The 16,014-nt window shown below is 64.9% G+C and carries 12 protein-coding genes; 7 read left to right on the top strand and 5 right to left on the bottom strand.

Annotated elements, in window-relative coordinates; translation table 11 throughout:
• Positions 1 to 136 precede the first annotated feature (136 nt).
• The 5 genes from ATE59_RS08415 (at position 137) to ATE59_RS08395 (ending at position 2,249) form a co-directional block, all read left to right on the top strand.
• A complete protein-coding gene (locus tag ATE59_RS08415; protein WP_231737216.1) occupies positions 137 to 712 on the top strand; it encodes a hypothetical protein in 576 nt (191 codons plus the stop codon).
• A 7-nt stretch (positions 713 to 719) separates the two neighbouring features.
• A complete protein-coding gene (locus ATE59_RS08410; RefSeq protein ID WP_058812025.1) occupies positions 720 to 1,184 on the top strand; it encodes a phage holin family protein in 465 nt (154 codons plus the stop codon).
• On the top strand, positions 1,184 to 1,570 hold the full coding sequence (locus ATE59_RS08405; RefSeq protein ID WP_058812024.1) for a hypothetical protein: 387 nt from the start codon (positions 1,184 to 1,186) through the stop codon (positions 1,568 to 1,570). Before ATE59_RS08410 ends, ATE59_RS08405 begins: the two co-directional genes overlap by 1 nt.
• Entirely contained in the window at positions 1,554 to 1,940 is a 387-nt protein-coding gene (locus ATE59_RS08400; protein WP_003039125.1) for a hypothetical protein, read from the top strand. The genes ATE59_RS08405 and ATE59_RS08400 overlap by 17 nt, the downstream gene beginning before the upstream one ends.
• Positions 1,941 to 2,033: 93 nt before the next feature.
• Positions 2,034 to 2,249, top strand: coding sequence for a DUF4170 domain-containing protein (locus ATE59_RS08395; RefSeq protein WP_003039127.1), 216 nt, complete (start codon positions 2,034 to 2,036; stop codon positions 2,247 to 2,249).
• Positions 2,250 to 2,304: 55 nt separating this feature from the next.
• Here ATE59_RS08395 and ATE59_RS08390 read toward each other — a convergent pair whose 3' ends face one another.
• The 3 genes from ATE59_RS08390 to ATE59_RS08380 form a co-directional block, all read right to left on the bottom strand.
• Positions 2,305 to 2,583, bottom strand: a complete 279-nt coding sequence (locus tag ATE59_RS08390; RefSeq protein WP_003039130.1) for an ETC complex I subunit — start codon at positions 2,581 to 2,583, stop codon at positions 2,305 to 2,307.
• 66 nt (positions 2,584 to 2,649) lie between these two features.
• A complete protein-coding gene (hrpB, locus tag ATE59_RS08385) occupies positions 2,650 to 5,124 on the bottom strand; it encodes an ATP-dependent helicase HrpB (protein ID WP_058812023.1) in 2,475 nt (824 codons plus the stop codon).
• 7 nt (positions 5,125 to 5,131) lie between these two features.
• Complete coding sequence (locus tag ATE59_RS08380; RefSeq protein ID WP_003039135.1) at positions 5,132 to 6,145, bottom strand: polyprenyl synthetase family protein; 1,014 nt, start codon at positions 6,143 to 6,145, stop codon at positions 5,132 to 5,134.
• Between the two features lie 104 nt (positions 6,146 to 6,249).
• On the opposite strand from ATE59_RS08380, the gene ATE59_RS08375 reads away from it, so the two are divergent.
• Both ATE59_RS08375 and ATE59_RS08370 read left to right on the top strand, forming a co-directional pair.
• Positions 6,250 to 6,537 (top strand): chorismate mutase, encoded by a 288-nt coding sequence (locus ATE59_RS08375; protein ID WP_058812022.1) that lies wholly within the window; start codon positions 6,250 to 6,252, stop codon positions 6,535 to 6,537.
• Positions 6,534 to 7,232 carry a glutathione S-transferase N-terminal domain-containing protein gene (locus ATE59_RS08370; protein WP_058812021.1) on the top strand — a complete coding sequence of 233 codons (699 nt, stop codon included), beginning with the start codon at positions 6,534 to 6,536 and terminating at the stop codon, positions 7,230 to 7,232. The genes ATE59_RS08375 and ATE59_RS08370 overlap by 4 nt, the downstream gene beginning before the upstream one ends.
• Before the next feature lie 112 nt (positions 7,233 to 7,344).
• On the opposite strand, the gene rpoC is transcribed toward ATE59_RS08370, so the two are convergent.
• A complete protein-coding gene (gene rpoC, locus ATE59_RS08365; RefSeq protein WP_058812020.1) occupies positions 7,345 to 11,625 on the bottom strand; it encodes a DNA-directed RNA polymerase subunit beta' in 4,281 nt (1,426 codons plus the stop codon).
• 52 nt (positions 11,626 to 11,677) lie between these two features.
• A complete protein-coding gene (gene rpoB, locus ATE59_RS08360) occupies positions 11,678 to 15,856 on the bottom strand; it encodes a DNA-directed RNA polymerase subunit beta (protein ID WP_058812019.1) in 4,179 nt (1,392 codons plus the stop codon).
• Positions 15,857 to 16,014 lie beyond the last annotated feature (158 nt).

The raw sequence follows: 16,014 nt of genomic DNA, 5'->3' as shown, positions 1-16,014 counted from the left end.
GCGCCCGCCTGTTATCGGCGCCCCGCCGCCAAAGCAACACGTCGCATAGGAATTTCACGGGATTTTCGGCGCGCTATGGAACCAAATCGCCGCGCTTGCTATATAGATTGAGGTAGGACCGCGGACGGCGCGACGCGTGCGCGCCCCCAACAAGAATGAAGAGGACGATGTGATGGCCAAAGCCGCTACTCCCGCGACCAAGAAGGCAGCTCCCCGCCCCAAGGCACCCGCAAAGCCCGCTGCCACCAAGGCAGCGCCGGCCCCGAAGGCAAAGGCGGCGGCAAAGGATCATCCGATCCGCGACCAGCTCGCCGTGACCCGCGACACGATCAAGGCCGAAGCGTCGAAGAAGGCCGCGTCGATCAAGGAAGATGCGACGAGCTTTGCCAATCAGGCATCGGCAAAGGCGCGCGAAGCCGCGACCAAGGGCAAGGACAAGGCGGCTGAAACCGTCGGCAGCCTGGCCAAGATGCTCGAGGATAGCGCCGACACGGTGGATTCGAAATTCGGCAAGCAATATGGCGATTATGCCCGCTCGGCCGCGACCACGGTGGCCGGCCTTGCCTCGTCCCTCGATCAGAAGGATCTCGACGAACTGGCGGGCGCGACCCGCGATTTCGTCAAGAAGAGCCCGGCGGTCGCGGTTGGTGCGGCGGCGGTGATCGGCTTTGTGCTGGCCCGTATGCTCAAGGGCGGGTCGAGCAACGACTGATCGCCCCTTGCCCGCACAGAAACCGACCCCTCCACCGACCTCTGCATCGGCGTCCGATCCGCACGGCTTCGGCGGCGTCAGCCATGGCTATGCGCCCGACGGGCCGCCCAGCACGCCGCCGCCGGTACCGCTCGAAGATATCGTTCGCGATCTCGTCGACGATACCAAGCAGACGGTGCAGGCCGAACTGGCGCTTCTCGAAGCGCGCGGTGCGCTGGCCTCGCACGGGGTCAAATGGGCGTCGGCGTGGGGCTTCGTCGCGGCCTGCGCGCTGCTCGTGGCGCTGCTCGCGGTTGCCTTCGGCGCAATCCTCGTGCTCGCGCCGCACGTCGGCCCGCTGCTCGCGACGCTGATCGTGGTCGCGGCGCTCATCGGGCTCGCGGGCTTCGCCGGCTGGCGCGCAAAGCGAAGTGCGGGCGATGTGAAGCTTGCCCTGCGCAGCGACCTGTCACCGCAAGGGAGTGACGACTGATGTCCGCCGCCCGCAACCGCCTCGTCAACGCGCTGCGCCGGTCGATGCTGCAGCGCGCGGCTTTGCGGCGTCAGGCCGACACGGCGCGCGCCGCGTTCAAACCGCGCGCGCTCATCGATCGCGGCAAATATCGCTTGCAGGCAAAGGTCGACGACACCGCGCAGGCGGTCCGCGACGAATTTCGCAGCAACCGCCTGCCGATCGCGTTGGCCGCGGTCGCCGGGACGCTGTGGCTGCTGCGCGAGCCGATCAAGGAGCATGCCCCCCGCCTCGCGCGGCGCATCCAGAACGTGGCGAGCGGCCTTGCCGACCGGCTGCGTCCTGCGACCGCGGACGCGGTCGAAGATATCGAACAAATGGAGGAAGACGATGAAGCCCTTCGGTGAAACCGCCCGCGACGCGCAGGCAAAAGCGAGTGAACTTGCTGAGAAAACCGCGGAAAATGCGCGTGCCACCGCCGAGGCGGCCAAGGCGCGCATCCAGGAAGGCTATGGCCGCGCCCGCGCCGCGACCAGCGACCTCGCAGACCGCACCCGCGCTGCGTCGAGCGAGCTTGCTGCAAAGGGACGCGAACAGGCCGACGCCGCACGCGAAGCCGCCGGTCACGCCTATGAAAAGGGCAAGGCGCAGGCGACCCGCGCCAACGGCAAGCTCAAGGACATCGCGAAGGACCAGCCGCTAACGCTGCTCGCCGGTGCCGCCGCGATCGGCGCGCTGCTCGGTTCGCTGCTTCCGAAGGGTCGCAAATCCGACTAAAGCCTATGCCGGGCCTACTTGCCCGGACGGCGCGGTGCTGTTAGGGGCCTCGGCCTCTCCCTTCCCCACGCCGTAGCGGCAAGGAACCTGAAAATGAGCAAACTGCATCTGGTGTTCGGCGGGCGCGTCAGCGATCCGCAGGGCCTCGATTTCGTCGACCTGTCGAACCTCGACGTCGTGGGCCTGTTTCCCGATTACAAGTCGGCCGAAAAGGCTTGGCGCGCCGCCGCGCAGCGCACGGTCGACGATGCCGAGATGAAATATGTCGTCGTCCACCTGCACAAGCTGTTGCAGCCCGACGCGGAATAATCGCCGACAGGCGAATGGCCCGCGTCGCCCCCGCAAACCCGGGGACAACGACCGATCAACGGAAATTGTCGGCGTAAGCCTGGATCTTGAGCGTGCGCACCGGGGTCGGCATGACCTCGACCTCGATCCCGTTCTTCGCCGCATAGGCAATCGCTTCGTCGCGCGTTGCGAAGCTCAGGCGAAGCTGCCGCTGCGTATCGCCGCTACCCGCCCATCCCATCAGCGGATCGGCCTTGCGCGCTTCGGCGGGGGCATATTCCAGGAACCAGCGCTGGGTGCCGGCACGGCCCGACTGCATCGCATTCTTGGGCTTCTGGAAAATACGCGCTTTCATCGGAGAGTCCCTGACTGGATTGCTATGCCGTCGCCTTAGCGGCTCTGTCGCGCCGCGAAAAGGGGGCTATTGCGCATCGCGCCGCGCCTGTGCCGCCTTGGTCAGCAACGTCGGGCGCGCGGTCGCCGGATCGTCGGGCCAGCTATGCTTGGGATAGCGGCCGCGCATTTCCTTCGCGACCTCGCGCCAGCTTCCGCTCCAGAACGACGCGATGTCGCGGCTCGTCTGGATCGGACGGTGCGCGGGCGAGGTTAGCGCCAGGACAAGCGGAATCGGCGGATCGCCGACGGTCGGATGGCGCGCCAGCCCGTACATTTCCTGCACCCGCACGCTGACCGTCGGGCCGCCCTCGGCGCCATAATCGATCGCATGACGGCTGCCGGCAGGGGTGGTGTAATCGGCGGGAGCAAGCTTTTCGAGCAATTGCCGCGCCGGCCAGTCGAGCAACCCCATCAGCGCATCGGTAAGCCGACGATCGCCAATATCGCGCAGCCCGCGCGCGCCATCGAGCAACGGTTCAAGCCAGAGGTCGAGACTGTCGGCGAGCGCGCCCGTCGACAACGCGTCGAGCCCGGCAAAGGACGCGCGCTGGCGCAGCGCCTGCGCCGCGGGCCCCCAGCCGATCAGCCCCAGCCCTTTGTCGCGAACCGCGGCAAGCCGGACCGCCACATCATCCTCCGCCCCCGCATCGCGCCCGGCCTTGCCGCTTGACAGCGCGATCGCGCCTAGTCGCCGCTCGCGCCGGTGATCGACGCGGTCGTTCGCGGCGTCATAGACGCTTGCGCTCTGCTGGACGATGCGATCGGCGAAGATCGCCTCGACCTCGCCCGCCGCGATCGGCGCAGCGGCGAGGATGCGAACGCCGGCGGCATGGCCCTGCGCATCGGAGATGGCGAGCCATTCGGCATTGGCGAGCGGGTCGACGGGATCGATCTTGTAGGCCCGTCCCCCGACGCTGAGATATTCGCCGCGCTGGCCGGCGCGCTGGCGCGCAACGCGGTCGGGCCAGGCGGTGGCGATCCAGCCGCCGATCGAGCGTGTTTCGTCCGTTCGCGGACCGGACGCCAATCGCCCGCCAACCCCGGCAAGCCGTCGCGCGAGCCGCCGCGCACCCTCGGCACGCTCGCCCCTGATGCCGCGCCAGCGCCCCAGCCGTGCCTCGACATCGGCGCCGCGGCCGCCGAGGCCCGGCTCGGTCAGCAGGACCGCCAGTTCCCCTGCCAGATCGCCCTCGCCCGCCGCCGCCGCGTCGAGCAGCATGTGCGCAAGCGGGACCGGCAGCGGCACCGCCGCGAGCGCCTTGCCATGCGCGGTAATCCGCCCATCCTCGCCCAGCGCACCGATCGCCTGCAACCGCGCCTTCGCCTCGGCGATGGCAGCGGGCGATGGCGGGTCGAGCCAACCGAGCTGGCGCGGGTCGACGATCCCCCAGCTCGCGCAGTCGAGCACCACGGGCATCAGGTCGTTCTCGTGGATTTCGGGCGGATCGAAGGGGGGCATCCCGGCGGTCGCCGCCGCCTCCCACAGCCGGTAGGCAACCCCCGGCCCCTGCCGCGCCGCGCGCCCCGCGCGCTGCGTCGCCGACGCCTGACTCGCGCGTTCGGTGACCAGTCGCGCGATACCCGCCGCCTTGTCGAAGCGCGGACGCCGCGACAGGCCGGCATCGATCACGATTCGCACCCCGTCGATGGTCAGGCTGGTTTCAGCAATGCTCGTCGCGAGGATCAGCTTGCGCGCGCCGCCGGGGTCGCGGACCAGCGCCTTGCGCTGCATCGCGGGGTCGATCTGCCCATGAAGGCGATGAACCACGAGTAGCAGACCCGCCGCCTCGACCGCCGCCGCTGCGCGCTCGATGTCGGCGGCGCCGGGCAGAAAGGCGAGCATGTCGCCTTCCTTCTCGTCGGCCAGCGCCTGACGCACCGCCGCAAGCACGCTCGCCTCCAGCCGATCCTCGGCGCGGCGCCCGATATGGCGCAGATCGAGCGGCCAGCTCTTGCCTTCGCTCTTCACCACCGGCGCATCGCCGAGCAGCGCCCCGAAGCGCGCGCCGTCGAGCGTTGCCGACATCGCCACGAGCCGCAGATCGTCGCGCAGCCCCTGCTGCGCATCGATTGCGAGCGCGAGCGCGAAATCGCCGTCGAGGCTGCGTTCGTGGACTTCGTCGAACAACACCGCCGACACGCCTTGCAGTTCAGGATCGGCAAGAATGCGGTTGCGGAACAGACCCGGCGTCATCACCAGAAGGCGCGTCGCCGCAGACTGCTTGCTGTCGAGCCGCGTCGCATAGCCGACCGTCCCGCCGACCGCTTCGCCCATTTCCTCGGCAATGCGCTCGGCCGCCGCCCGCGCCGCGAGGCGCCGTGGCGAGAGCAGCCACACCGCGCCCTTGCACCATGGCTCGCGCAGCAAGGCCGGCGCGACGCGCGTCGTCTTGCCCGCGCCCGGCGGCGCGACGACGACGGCGTTGGGCTTCAAGAGCAGCGCCGCCATGATGTCGGGCAGCACCGCGTCGATGGGCAGGAAGGGCCCGGCGGTCGTCATCGCCGCCTCAATAGGCGCGGGCGACCGCAAAGGCGACGGCTTCGGTCAGCGCCGCCTTGGCCTGGCTGCTGCGAAAGCCCCCGATGGCATCGACCGCGCGCTGACCATAATGCCGCGCGCGCGCCAGCGTGTCGGCGATCGTGTCGTGCTTGAGCAGCAGCGAGGTCGCATAGGCGAGATCGTCGTCCGAAGCGCGGTGGCCGACGATGGCCTGCTTCCAGAATTCACGTTCTTCGGCGCTGCCGCGCGCGTAAGCGAGGATGACCGGCAGGGTGACCTTGCCGTCGCGGAAATCGTCGCCGACGCCCTTGCCCATCGTTTCGGCGTCCGAAACATAGTCGATCGCATCGTCGACAAGCTGAAAGGCGATGCCCAGATTGCGGCCGTAAGCGTCGAGCGCTGCCTCGGTCGCCTCGTCGCGCTCGGCAACGACCGCGGCGATCTTGCACGCGCTGGCAAACAGTTCGGCGGTCTTGGCGTTGATGATCGCGAGATATTGGTCCTCGCTGGTTTCGACACGGCGCTGCGCCGAAAGCTGGTTCACTTCGCCTTCCGCGATCACCGCCGAAGCATGGCTGAGGATCTTGAGCACCTTGAGCGAGCCGTCCTCGACCATCAGTTCGAACGAACGCGCGAACAGGAAATCGCCGACGAGCACCGACGCGCTGTTGCCCCAGATGATATTCGCGGTCTTGCGCCCGCGGCGCAGGTCCGATCCGTCGACGACATCGTCGTGGAGCAGGGTCGCGGTGTGGATGAATTCGACCGCGGCGGCGAGCTTGCAATGGCGGCGCCCGGGATAGTCGAGCAACTGCGCGCAGGCGAGCGTCAGCATCGGGCGCATCCGCTTGCCACCGCCCGCGATCAGATGTCCGGCGAGTTCGGGAATGAGCGGAATTTCGGACTGCATTCGGTCGAGGATGACCGAATTCACCTCGTTCATGTCGGCGGCGACAAGCGCCATCATCGGATCGAGCGAGGGCGGACGGTCGCCGTGGAGCTGATGGATTTCGGCAGTCATGACACGGGCTGCCTTGGCCGTGCGCCTGCAATTTTGCAACGACTTTCGGCTTGCCACCCGCCCCCTGCCGGTGCCAAGCGTGCCCGACGCAAGAGGAGCCGCGCATGGACGATCAACTCAGCCGCTACCGCCAGAGCATCGACAATATCGACGCAGCGCTCGTCTACATGCTCGCCGAACGGTTCAAGGTGACGAAGGCGGTCGGCGAACTCAAGGCGAAGATCGACCTGCCCCCCGCCGACCCCGACCGCGAGGCACGGCAGGTCGAACGGCTGCGCGCGCTGGCGCGCGAGGCCGACCTCGATCCCGAATTCAGCGAGAAATTCCTGCGCTTCATCATCGACGAGGTGATCCGCCACCACGAACATCTGAAGCGGGAGGCCGGCGCATGACCGCTGCGCATCCCGTCTTCGCCAAATGGCCCGCACAGCATCCCGAGCGGCTGCAGCTTTTCACCGCGCCGACCCCGAACGGAGTCAAGCCCAGCATCATGCTCGAGGAATGCGGCCTGCCCTATGAAGCGCATCGCATCGACATCATGGCCAACGAAAGCCATGACCCGGCCTTTCTGGCGCTCAATCCGAATGGCAAGATTCCCGCGATCTACGATCCCGACGGACCGAACGGCACCCCGCTGGCGCTGTTCGAATCGGGGGCGATCCTGATCTATCTCGCCGACAAGACCGGCCAGTTCCTGCCCGCCGACGCGAACCGGCGCTACGAGGCTATCCAGTGGGTGATGTGGCAGATGGGCAGCATGGGACCGATGTTCGGCCAGCTCGGCTTCTTCCACAAATTCGCCGGTCGCGACTATGAGGACAAGCGCCCGCGCGATCGTTACGCGGCGGAATCGGCGCGGTTACTCAGCGTCCTCGACGCGCGGCTCGATGGCCGGGACTGGGTGATGGATGCCGATTACAGCATCGCCGATATCGCGATGCTCGGCTGGGTGCGCAACCTGATCGGTTTCTATGACGCGGCCGACATCGTCGGTTTCGATCGCTTCAAACATGTGCAGGCATGGCTCGACCGCGGCCTTGCGCGCCCGGCCGTCCAGCGCGGGCTGGAGGTCGGAGCGAGCTGTTAGCGGCGCAGGCGGCACCCGGCCTAAACCCTCAAGGATAAAGAAAAAGCCCCGCCGGATCGCTCCGGCGGGGCTTTTCTTCGGTGGCGTATCTGCAGCCCCAGGGCGCGAGGACTTAGTCCTCGTCGCTCTGGATCAGATAATCGCCGGCATCGGCGTCGGTGCCGTGGGTTTCCCCTTCGACCGCGCCGAGCGGATCGTCGCCCATCGCCGCTTCGGGGCCCTGCGCCAGTTCGGCGGCATGCTCTTCGGCCGCGGTTTGCGGCGCGATGAGATGCGCTTCATTGGCGGCGCGCATGGCGGCACGCAGCGCCGCGTCCTTCGACGAGGCGGTGACGCGGATGCGGTTCATCGCCGCGCCGGTACCCGCCGGGATAAGGCGGCCGACGATGACGTTTTCCTTGAGGCCCATCAGCGAGTCGACCTTGCCCTGCACCGACGCTTCGGTGAGGACGCGGGTCGTCTCCTGGAACGATGCCGCCGAGACGAAGCTGCGCGTCTGCAGGCTCGCCTTGGTGATGCCCAGCAGAACCGGGCGCCCTTCGGCGGGCTTGCCGTTCTTCGGCAGCTTGGCGTTATATTCCATCATCTCCAGATAATCGAGCTGTTCGCCCGGCAGCAGCGTGGTGTCGCCGCCGTCGGTGATCTCGACCTTCTGCAGCATCTGGCGAACGATCACCTCGATGTGCTTGTCGTTGATCTTCACGCCCTGCAGTCGGTAGACCTCCTGGATTTCCGCGACGAGGAATTCGGCCAGCGCTTCGACACCCATCACGTCGAGGATGTCGTGCGGGTTCGGCGAGCCCGAGATCAGCGCGTCGCCGCGCTTCACATAGTCGCCTTCCTGCACTTCGAGCACCTTGGATTTCGGGATCAGATACTCGACCGCATCGCCCTCTTCCGGAACGATCGCGATCTTGCGCTTCGCCTTGTAATCCTTGACGAATTCGATGCGACCCGAAAGCTTTGCGATGACCGCATTGTCCTTCGGAATGCGCGCTTCGAACAGCTCGGCAACACGCGGCAGACCGCCGGTGATGTCGCGCGTCTTCGACGCTTCGCGGGTGACACGGGCCAGAACGTCGCCCGCCTTCACTTCCTGACCGTCTTCGACCGAGATCATCGTGCCGACCGCGAGCAGATAGCGCGCTGCTTCACCCGACGCATCGTCGAGCAGGGTCAGCCGCGGCTGAAGGTCTTCCTTCTTGCCGCGACCGGTGGTGCGATATTCGATCACGACGCGCTGGGCGATACCTGTCGCTTCATCGACCTGTTCGGTCAGCGTCTTAGCATCGACCAGATCCTGATATTTCACGATGCCGTTCTTTTCGGTGATGAGCGGCATGGTGAACGGATCCCATTCGGCAATCCGGTCGCCCTTCTTCACCTTCTCGCCATTCTTGTGCATGATCTGCGCACCATAGGGCAGCTTGTGCGTCGCGCGTTCGCGACCTTCGCTGTCGATGACCGCGATTTCGCCCGAACGCGACAGCGCCAGACGGCGACCGCGCTGGTCGACGATCGTTTCCATGTCGCGATATTCGATCGTACCGTCCGAAATCGCTTCAAGGTTCGACTGTTCGTTGACCTGCGCCGCACCGCCGATGTGGAAGGTCCGCATCGTCAGCTGCGTGCCCGGTTCACCGATCGACTGCGCCGCGATGACGCCGACCGCTTCGCCGATGTTCACCGGCGTACCGCGCGCAAGGTCGCGGCCGTAGCATTTGGCGCAGACGCCCAGGCTGGCTTCGCAGACCAGCGGCGAGCGGATCTTCACCGCCTGCACTTCGGCTTCCTCGATCTTGGCGACCGTGGGTTCGTCGAGCAGCGTGCCGACGGGGGCAATGACATTGCCGTCCTTGTCGACAACATCCTCGAGCGTCGTGCGGCCCAGGATACGCTCGCCCAGCGAGGCGATCGTCGAACCGCCCTGGATGATCGCGCGCATTTCCATGCCGCGGGTCGTACCGCAATCATCCTCGATCACAACGCAATCCTGCGACACGTCGACCAGACGGCGGGTCAGGTAACCCGAGTTCGCCGTTTTGAGCGCGGTGTCGGCCAGACCCTTACGGGCACCGTGGGTCGAGTTGAAATACTCGAGAACGGTCAGGCCTTCCTTGAAGTTCGAGATGATCGGCGTTTCGATGATCTCGCCCGACGGTTTGGCCATAAGGCCGCGCATACCGGCAAGCTGCTTCATCTGCGCCGGCGAACCACGCGCGCCCGAGTGCGCCATCATGTAGATCGAGTTGACCGGAGCAAGCCGGCCGTCGTCGAGCTTCGGCGTCGCCCGGATTTCGTCCATCATCGCGTTCGCGACCTTGTCGCCGCACTGCGACCAGGCGTCGATCGCCTTGTTGTACTTTTCCTGCTGCGTGATCAGGCCGTCCTGATACTGCTGCTCGAAATCCTTCACTAGCGCGCGGGTCTCGTCGACCAGCTTTTCCTTGGCGTCGGGGATGATCATATCATCCTTGCCGAACGAGATGCCTGCGCGGAACGCGTGGCGGAAGCCCAGCGCCATGATCGCGTCGGCGAACAGCACCGTCTCCTTCTGGCCGGTGTGACGATAGACCTGATCGATCACGTCGCCGATTTCCTTCTTGGTCAGAAGGCGGTTGACGACGTCGAAGGGCACGGTGTGCGACTTCGGCAGGCATTCGCCGATCAGCATGCGGCCCGGCGTTGTTTCGAAGCGGCGCAGATATTCATTGCCGGCTTCGTCGGTCTGCGGAACGCGGCTGGTGATCTTCGAGTGCAGCGTAACCGCGCCCGTGTAGAGCGCCTGGTGTACTTCGGCCATGTCGGCCAGCAGCATGCCCTCGCCCGGTTCGCCTTCGCGTTCCATCGACAGATAATAGAGGCCGAGGACCATGTCCTGCGACGGAACGATGATCGGCTTGCCGTTCGCGGGGCTGAGGATGTTGTTGGTCGACATCATCAGCACGCGCGCTTCCAGCTGCGCTTCGAGGCTCAGCGGGACGTGCACGGCCATCTGGTCGCCGTCGAAGTCGGCGTTGAACGCGGCGCAGACCAGCGGGTGAAGCTGTATCGCCTTGCCCTCGATCAGCACCGGTTCGAACGCCTGAATGCCGAGGCGGTGGAGCGTCGGGGCGCGGTTCAGCAGGACGGGGTGCTCGCGAATGACTTCGTCGAGGATGTCCCAGACTTCCTTGCGTTCCTTTTCGACCCACTTCTTCGCCTGCTTGAGGGTCATCGACAGACCCTTGGCGTCGAGACGGGCATAGATGAACGGCTTGAACAGCTCGAGCGCCATCTTCTTGGGCAGGCCGCACTGGTGCAGCTTGAGTTCCGGACCGGTCACGATGACCGAACGGCCCGAATAGTCGACGCGCTTGCCGAGCAGGTTCTGACGGAAGCGGCCCTGCTTGCCCTTGAGCATGTCGCTGAGCGACTTCAGCGGACGCTTGTTGGCACCGGTGATCGTACGGCCGCGGCGGCCGTTGTCGAACAGCGCGTCGACGGCTTCCTGCAGCATGCGCTTTTCGTTGCGGACGATGATGTCCGGCGCACGCAGCTCCATCAGGCGCTTCAGACGGTTGTTACGGTTGATGACGCGGCGATACAGGTCGTTGAGATCCGACGTCGCGAAGCGGCCGCCATCGAGCGGCACCAGCGGGCGCAGTTCGGGCGGGATGACCGGAATGACTTCGAGGATCATCCACTCGGGACGGTTGCCCGATTCGATGAAGCTTTCGACGACTTTCAGACGCTTGATGATCTTCTTGGGCTTCAGCTCCGACTTGGTCGTCGCCAGCTCTTCCATCAGATCGACGCGTTCCTGTTCGAGGTCGAGCCCTTCGAGGAGCACGCGGATCGCTTCGGCGCCGATGCCGGCCGAGAAGGCGTCCTCGCCATATTCGTCCTGCGCGTCGAGCAGTTCGTCCTCGGTCAGAAGCTGGAACTTCTCGAGCGGCGTCAGGCCGGGTTCGAGAACGATATAGGCTTCGAAATAGAGGACGCGCTCAAGCTGCTTGAGCTGCATGTCGAGCAGCAGGCCGATGCGCGAGGGCAGCGACTTCAGGAACCAGATGTGCGCGACGGGCGCGGCGAGCTCGATATGGCCCATGCGTTCGCGGCGGACCTTGGTCACCGTGACTTCGACACCGCATTTTTCGCAGACGATGCCCTTGTATTTCATGCGCTTGTACTTGCCGCACAGGCATTCATAATCCTTGATCGGACCGAAGATGCGCGCGCAGAACAGGCCGTCGCGTTCGGGCTTGAACGTGCGGTAGTTGATCGTTTCGGGCTTCTTGATCTCGCCGAACGACCACGAGCGGATACGCTCCGGGCTCGCGATGCCGATCTTGATCATGTCGAAGGTTTCGGGCTTCGCGACCGGGTTCATGAAGTTGGTAATCTGGTTCATATTCTAGCTCCACTCTTCCCCCTCCACCGCCGGCGGAAGGGGGTGAGGAAAATCATTCGGCGGCTTCGGGAAGAGCGTCCGGACCATCTTTGTCGTCTTCGTCCGTATAGGACGACAGTTCGACGTTGAGGCCCAGCGAGCGCATTTCCTTGACGAGCACGTTGAAGCTTTCGGGAATGCCTGCCTCGAAGGTGTCGTCGCCCTTGACGATCGCTTCGTAAACCTTGGTGCGGCCGATCACGTCGTCCGACTTCACCGTCAGCATTTCCTGCAGCGTGTAGGCGGCGCCATAAGCCTGGAGCGCCCACACTTCCATTTCACCGAAGCGCTGGCCGCCGAACTGCGCCTTACCGCCCAGCGGCTGCTGGGTGACGAGGCTGTACGGCCCGATCGAGCGCGCGTGGATCTTGTCGTCGACCAGGTGATGGAGCTTCAGGATATACATATATCCCACCGTCACCTTGCGGTCGAAACGATCGCCCGTGCGGCCGTCGTACAGATCGACCTGACCCGACCGGTCGAGACCGGCACGTTCCAGCATCGTCGACACATCGCCTTCGCGCGCGCCGTCGAACACCGGCGTCGCGAACGGAATACCGAGCGACAGGTGGCCCGCCATCTCGACAATCTGATCATTGCTGCGACCCTTGATGTCGTCGGCATAATCGTCGCCATAGGCGGTGAGCAGCGCCTCACGTACCGCTTCGGGCGGCGCGCCCGCTTCGGGGTTCGGGTTTGCCGCACGCCAATCTTCGAGCGCCGCGGTAATCTGGCGGCCGAAACCGCGCGATGCCCAGCCGAGGTGCGTTTCGAGGATCTGACCGACGTTCATACGCGACGGCACGCCCAGCGGGTTGAGCACCACGTCGACATGCGTGCCGTCTTCGAGGAACGGCATGTCCTCGATCGGCAGGATGCGGCTGATGATACCCTTGTTCCCGTGACGGCCGGCCATCTTGTCGCCCGACTGCAGCTTGCGCTTGATGGCAACGAAGACCTTGACCATCTTGAGCACGCCCGGCGCGAGTTCGTCGCCGCGCTGCAGCTTTTCGACGCGGTCCTCATACTTCGCGTTGATCCGCTTGATCGCGTCGTCATACTGCGCCTTGATCGCTTCGAGCGCGGCCTGCGCCTTGTCGTCGACGACCGCGAGCTTCCACCAGTCGCCGCGATCGAGTTCGGCGAGCTGATCTTCGGTCAGCACGTCGCCCTTCTTCATGCCCTTGGGCACTGCGCTGGTGGCCTGGCCGACCAGCAGTTCCTTGAGGCTGGAGAAGGTCGCGCGGTTGAGGATCGCGCGCTCGTCGTCGGCGTCCTGCTTCAGACGCTCGATTTCCTCGCGTTCGATCGCGATCGCACGTTCGTCCTTGTCGATGCCGTGACGGTTGAAGACGCGGACTTCGACGACCGTACCCGACACGCCCGGCGGCAAGCGAAGCGAGGTGTCGCGCACGTCGCTGGCCTTTTCGCCGAAGATGGCGCGCAGCAGCTTTTCTTCCGGCGTCATCGGGCTTTCGCCCTTCGGCGTGATCTTGCCGACCAGGATGTCGCCCGGGCCGACTTCGGCGCCGATGTAGACGATGCCCGCTTCGTCGAGGTTGCGGAGCGCTTCTTCGCCGACGTTCGGAATGTCGCGCGTGATGTCCTCCGGCCCGAGGCGCGTGTCGCGGGCGGTGACTTCGAATTCCTCGATGTGGATCGAGGTGAAGACGTCGTCCTTCACGATGCGTTCGGAAATGAGGATCGAGTCCTCATAATTGTAGCCGTTCCACGGCATGAACGCGACGAGCACATTCTTGCCGAGCGCCAGTTCGCCAAGCTCGGTCGACGGACCGTCGGCGATGATGTCGCCGGTGCGGATCACGTCGCCCACCTTCACCAGCGGACGCTGGTTGATGCAGGTGTTCTGGTTCGACCGCTGGAACTTCTGGAGGCGATAGATGTCGACGCCCGACTTGCCGGGTTCGACAAGGTCGGTCGCACGGATGACGATACGCGTCGCATCGACCTGGTCGATGATGCCGCCGCGGCGTGCCGCGATGGCCGCGCCCGAATCGCGTGCGACGGTGCCTTCCATGCCGGTACCGACGACGGGCGCTTCGGCCCGCAACAACGGCACGGCCTGACGCTGCATGTTCGATCCCATCAGCGCGCGGTTGGCGTCATCGTTTTCCAGGAACGGAATGAGCGAGGCCGCAACCGAAACCAGCTGCTTCGGCGACACGTCCATCAGCGTGATCTGTTCGCGCGGCGCCATCAGGAATTCGCCGGCTTCACGCGCCGAGATCAGCTCCTCGACGAAGCTGCCGTCGGGGTTGAGGTCGGCGTTCGCCTGCGCGACCGTGTGCTTCGATTCCTCCATCGCCGACAGATAGACGACTTCGCTCGTCACCTTGCCGTCGACGACGCGGCGGTACGGGGTTTCGATGAAGCCATATTTGTTGACGCGCGCGAAGGTCGCGAGGCTGTTGATCAGACCGATGTTCGGCCCTTCCGGCGTTTCGATCGGGCAGATACGGCCATAGTGCGTCGGATGGACGTCGCGGACTTCGAAGCCCGCGCGTTCGCGGGTCAGACCGCCCGGCCCGAGCGCCGAGACGCGGCGCTTGTGGGTGACTTCCGACAGCGGGTTAGTCTGGTCCATGAACTGCGAAAGCTGCGACGAGCCGAAGAATTCGCGCACCGCAGCAACCGCCGGCTTCGCGTTGATCAGATCGTTCGGCATCACGGTCGAGACGTCGACCGACGACATGCGCTCCTTGACCGCACGCTCCATGCGCAGCAGGCCGACGCGATACTGGTTTTCGAGCAGTTCGCCGACCGAACGGACGCGGCGGTTGCCGAGATTGTCGATATCGTCGATCTCGCCCTTGCCGTCCTTCAGGTTCACCAGTTCCTTGACCACGGCGAGGATGTCCTCGCTGCGCAGCGTCGTCACCGTGTCCTCTGCGTCGAGGCCGAGGCGCATGTTGAGCTTGACGCGGCCCACCGCCGACAGGTCATAGCGTTCGGGATCGAAGAACAGGCCCGCGAACAGCGCGTCGGCGGTTTCGCGCGTCGGCGGTTCGCCGGGGCGCATGACGCGATAGATGTCGCTCAGCGCCTGATCGCGATCCTCGGCCTTGTCGGCCTTCAGCGTGTTGCGGATCCACGGACCGGTGTTGTTGTGGTCGATGTCGAGCAGCACCAGCTTGTCGATGCCGGCGGCGTCCATCTTTTCCAGATTTTCCGCGGTCACTTCGTCACCGGCTTCGATGTAGATCTCGCCGGTCGATTCATTGATCAGGTCATAGGCGCTGTAACGGCCGAAGATTTCCTCGGTCGGGATCAGCAGCGTTTCAAGACCGTCCTTAGCCGCCTTGTTGGCGAGGCGCGGGCTGATCTTGTGCCCAGCGGCGAACACGACTTCGCCGGTCTTGGCGTCCACGATATCGAACGCCGGCTTCGCGCCGCGCCAGTTTTCGAGGACGAACGGAATCTTCCAGCCATCGGCCGCACGTTCGAAGATCATGCGGTCGTAGAAGAAGTTCAGGATTTCTTCGCCCGACATGCCCAGCGCATACAGCAGGCTGGTCACCGGAAGCTTGCGCTTGCGGTCGATACGGACGTTGACGATGTCCTTGGCGTCGAATTCGAAATCGAGCCACGAACCGCGATACGGAATGACGCGCGCGGCAAAGAGATATTTGCCCGACGAGTGGGTCTTGCCGCGGTCATGGTCGAACAGCACACCCGGCGAACGGTGCATCTGGCTGACGATGACACGCTCGGTGCCGTTGATGAAGAAGGTGCCGTTCTCGGTCATGAGCGGCATGTCGCCCATGTAGACGTCCTGCTCCTTGATATCGAGAACCGAACGCGTGTCGGTTTCGCTGTCGACTTCAAAGACGATCAGGCGCAACGTGACCTTCATCGGCGCTGCATAGGTGATGCCGCGCTGACGGCATTCCTCGACGTCATATTTGGGCTCTTCGAGCTCGTAATGGACGAAGTCCAGCTCCGCGGTCCCGGCAAAGTCGCGGATCGGAAACACGCTGCGCAGCGTCTTTTCAAGGCCCGAGACGTAACCGACCGACGGATCGGAACGCAGGAACTGTTCATAGGATTCGCGCTGCACCTCGATGAGGTTGGGCATTTCCACGGCTTCGTGGATATTGCCGAACAGCTTGCGGATTCGCTTGGTTGCGGTTGCTTCGAGGGCCTTGCCCACCGACTTCGCCTTGGTCGCCATAAAGGATTGTCTCGCCTGTAAAAATTCGACTCGCGAGCGCGATAGAGACGCAAAAAAGCCGCAGGCAACCGTTGCCGGTTTACCGCAGCTTTCCAACGCATCTCGAAATCCCGACCGCCCTATTCGTGCCGCCTGCTGCGCAAAGTCAGGCCGCTTCC

It is taken from the genome of Sphingopyxis sp. A083 (assembly GCF_001468495.1).
In the GTDB taxonomy this organism is placed as follows: Bacteria; Pseudomonadota; Alphaproteobacteria; order Sphingomonadales; family Sphingomonadaceae; genus Sphingopyxis; species Sphingopyxis terrae.
The sequence above is the reverse complement of the archived record's forward strand: the minus strand, read 5'-3'. Positions and strand labels throughout refer to the sequence as shown.

Excerpts from the sequence above, each read along its gene's own strand:
- ATE59_RS08380 (WP_003039135.1), bottom strand. The coding sequence starts at position 6,145 with ATGACTGCCGAAATCCATCAGCTCCACGGCGACCGTCCGCCCTCGCTC.
- rpoC (WP_058812020.1), bottom strand. The coding sequence starts at position 11,625 with ATGAACCAGATTACCAACTTCATGAACCCGGTCGCGAAGCCCGAAACC.
- ATE59_RS08390 (WP_003039130.1), bottom strand. The coding sequence starts at position 2,583 with ATGAAAGCGCGTATTTTCCAGAAGCCCAAGAATGCGATGCAGTCGGGC.
- ATE59_RS08375 (WP_058812022.1), top strand. The coding sequence starts at position 6,250 with ATGGACGATCAACTCAGCCGCTACCGCCAGAGCATCGACAATATCGAC.
- ATE59_RS08400 (WP_003039125.1), top strand. The coding sequence starts at position 1,554 with ATGAAGCCCTTCGGTGAAACCGCCCGCGACGCGCAGGCAAAAGCGAGT.
- hrpB (WP_058812023.1), bottom strand. The coding sequence starts at position 5,124 with ATGACGACCGCCGGGCCCTTCCTGCCCATCGACGCGGTGCTGCCCGAC.
- rpoB (WP_058812019.1), bottom strand. The coding sequence starts at position 15,856 with ATGGCGACCAAGGCGAAGTCGGTGGGCAAGGCCCTCGAAGCAACCGCA.
- ATE59_RS08405 (WP_058812024.1), top strand. The coding sequence starts at position 1,184 with ATGTCCGCCGCCCGCAACCGCCTCGTCAACGCGCTGCGCCGGTCGATG.
- ATE59_RS08395 (WP_003039127.1), top strand. The coding sequence starts at position 2,034 with ATGAGCAAACTGCATCTGGTGTTCGGCGGGCGCGTCAGCGATCCGCAG.
- ATE59_RS08370 (WP_058812021.1), top strand. The coding sequence starts at position 6,534 with ATGACCGCTGCGCATCCCGTCTTCGCCAAATGGCCCGCACAGCATCCC.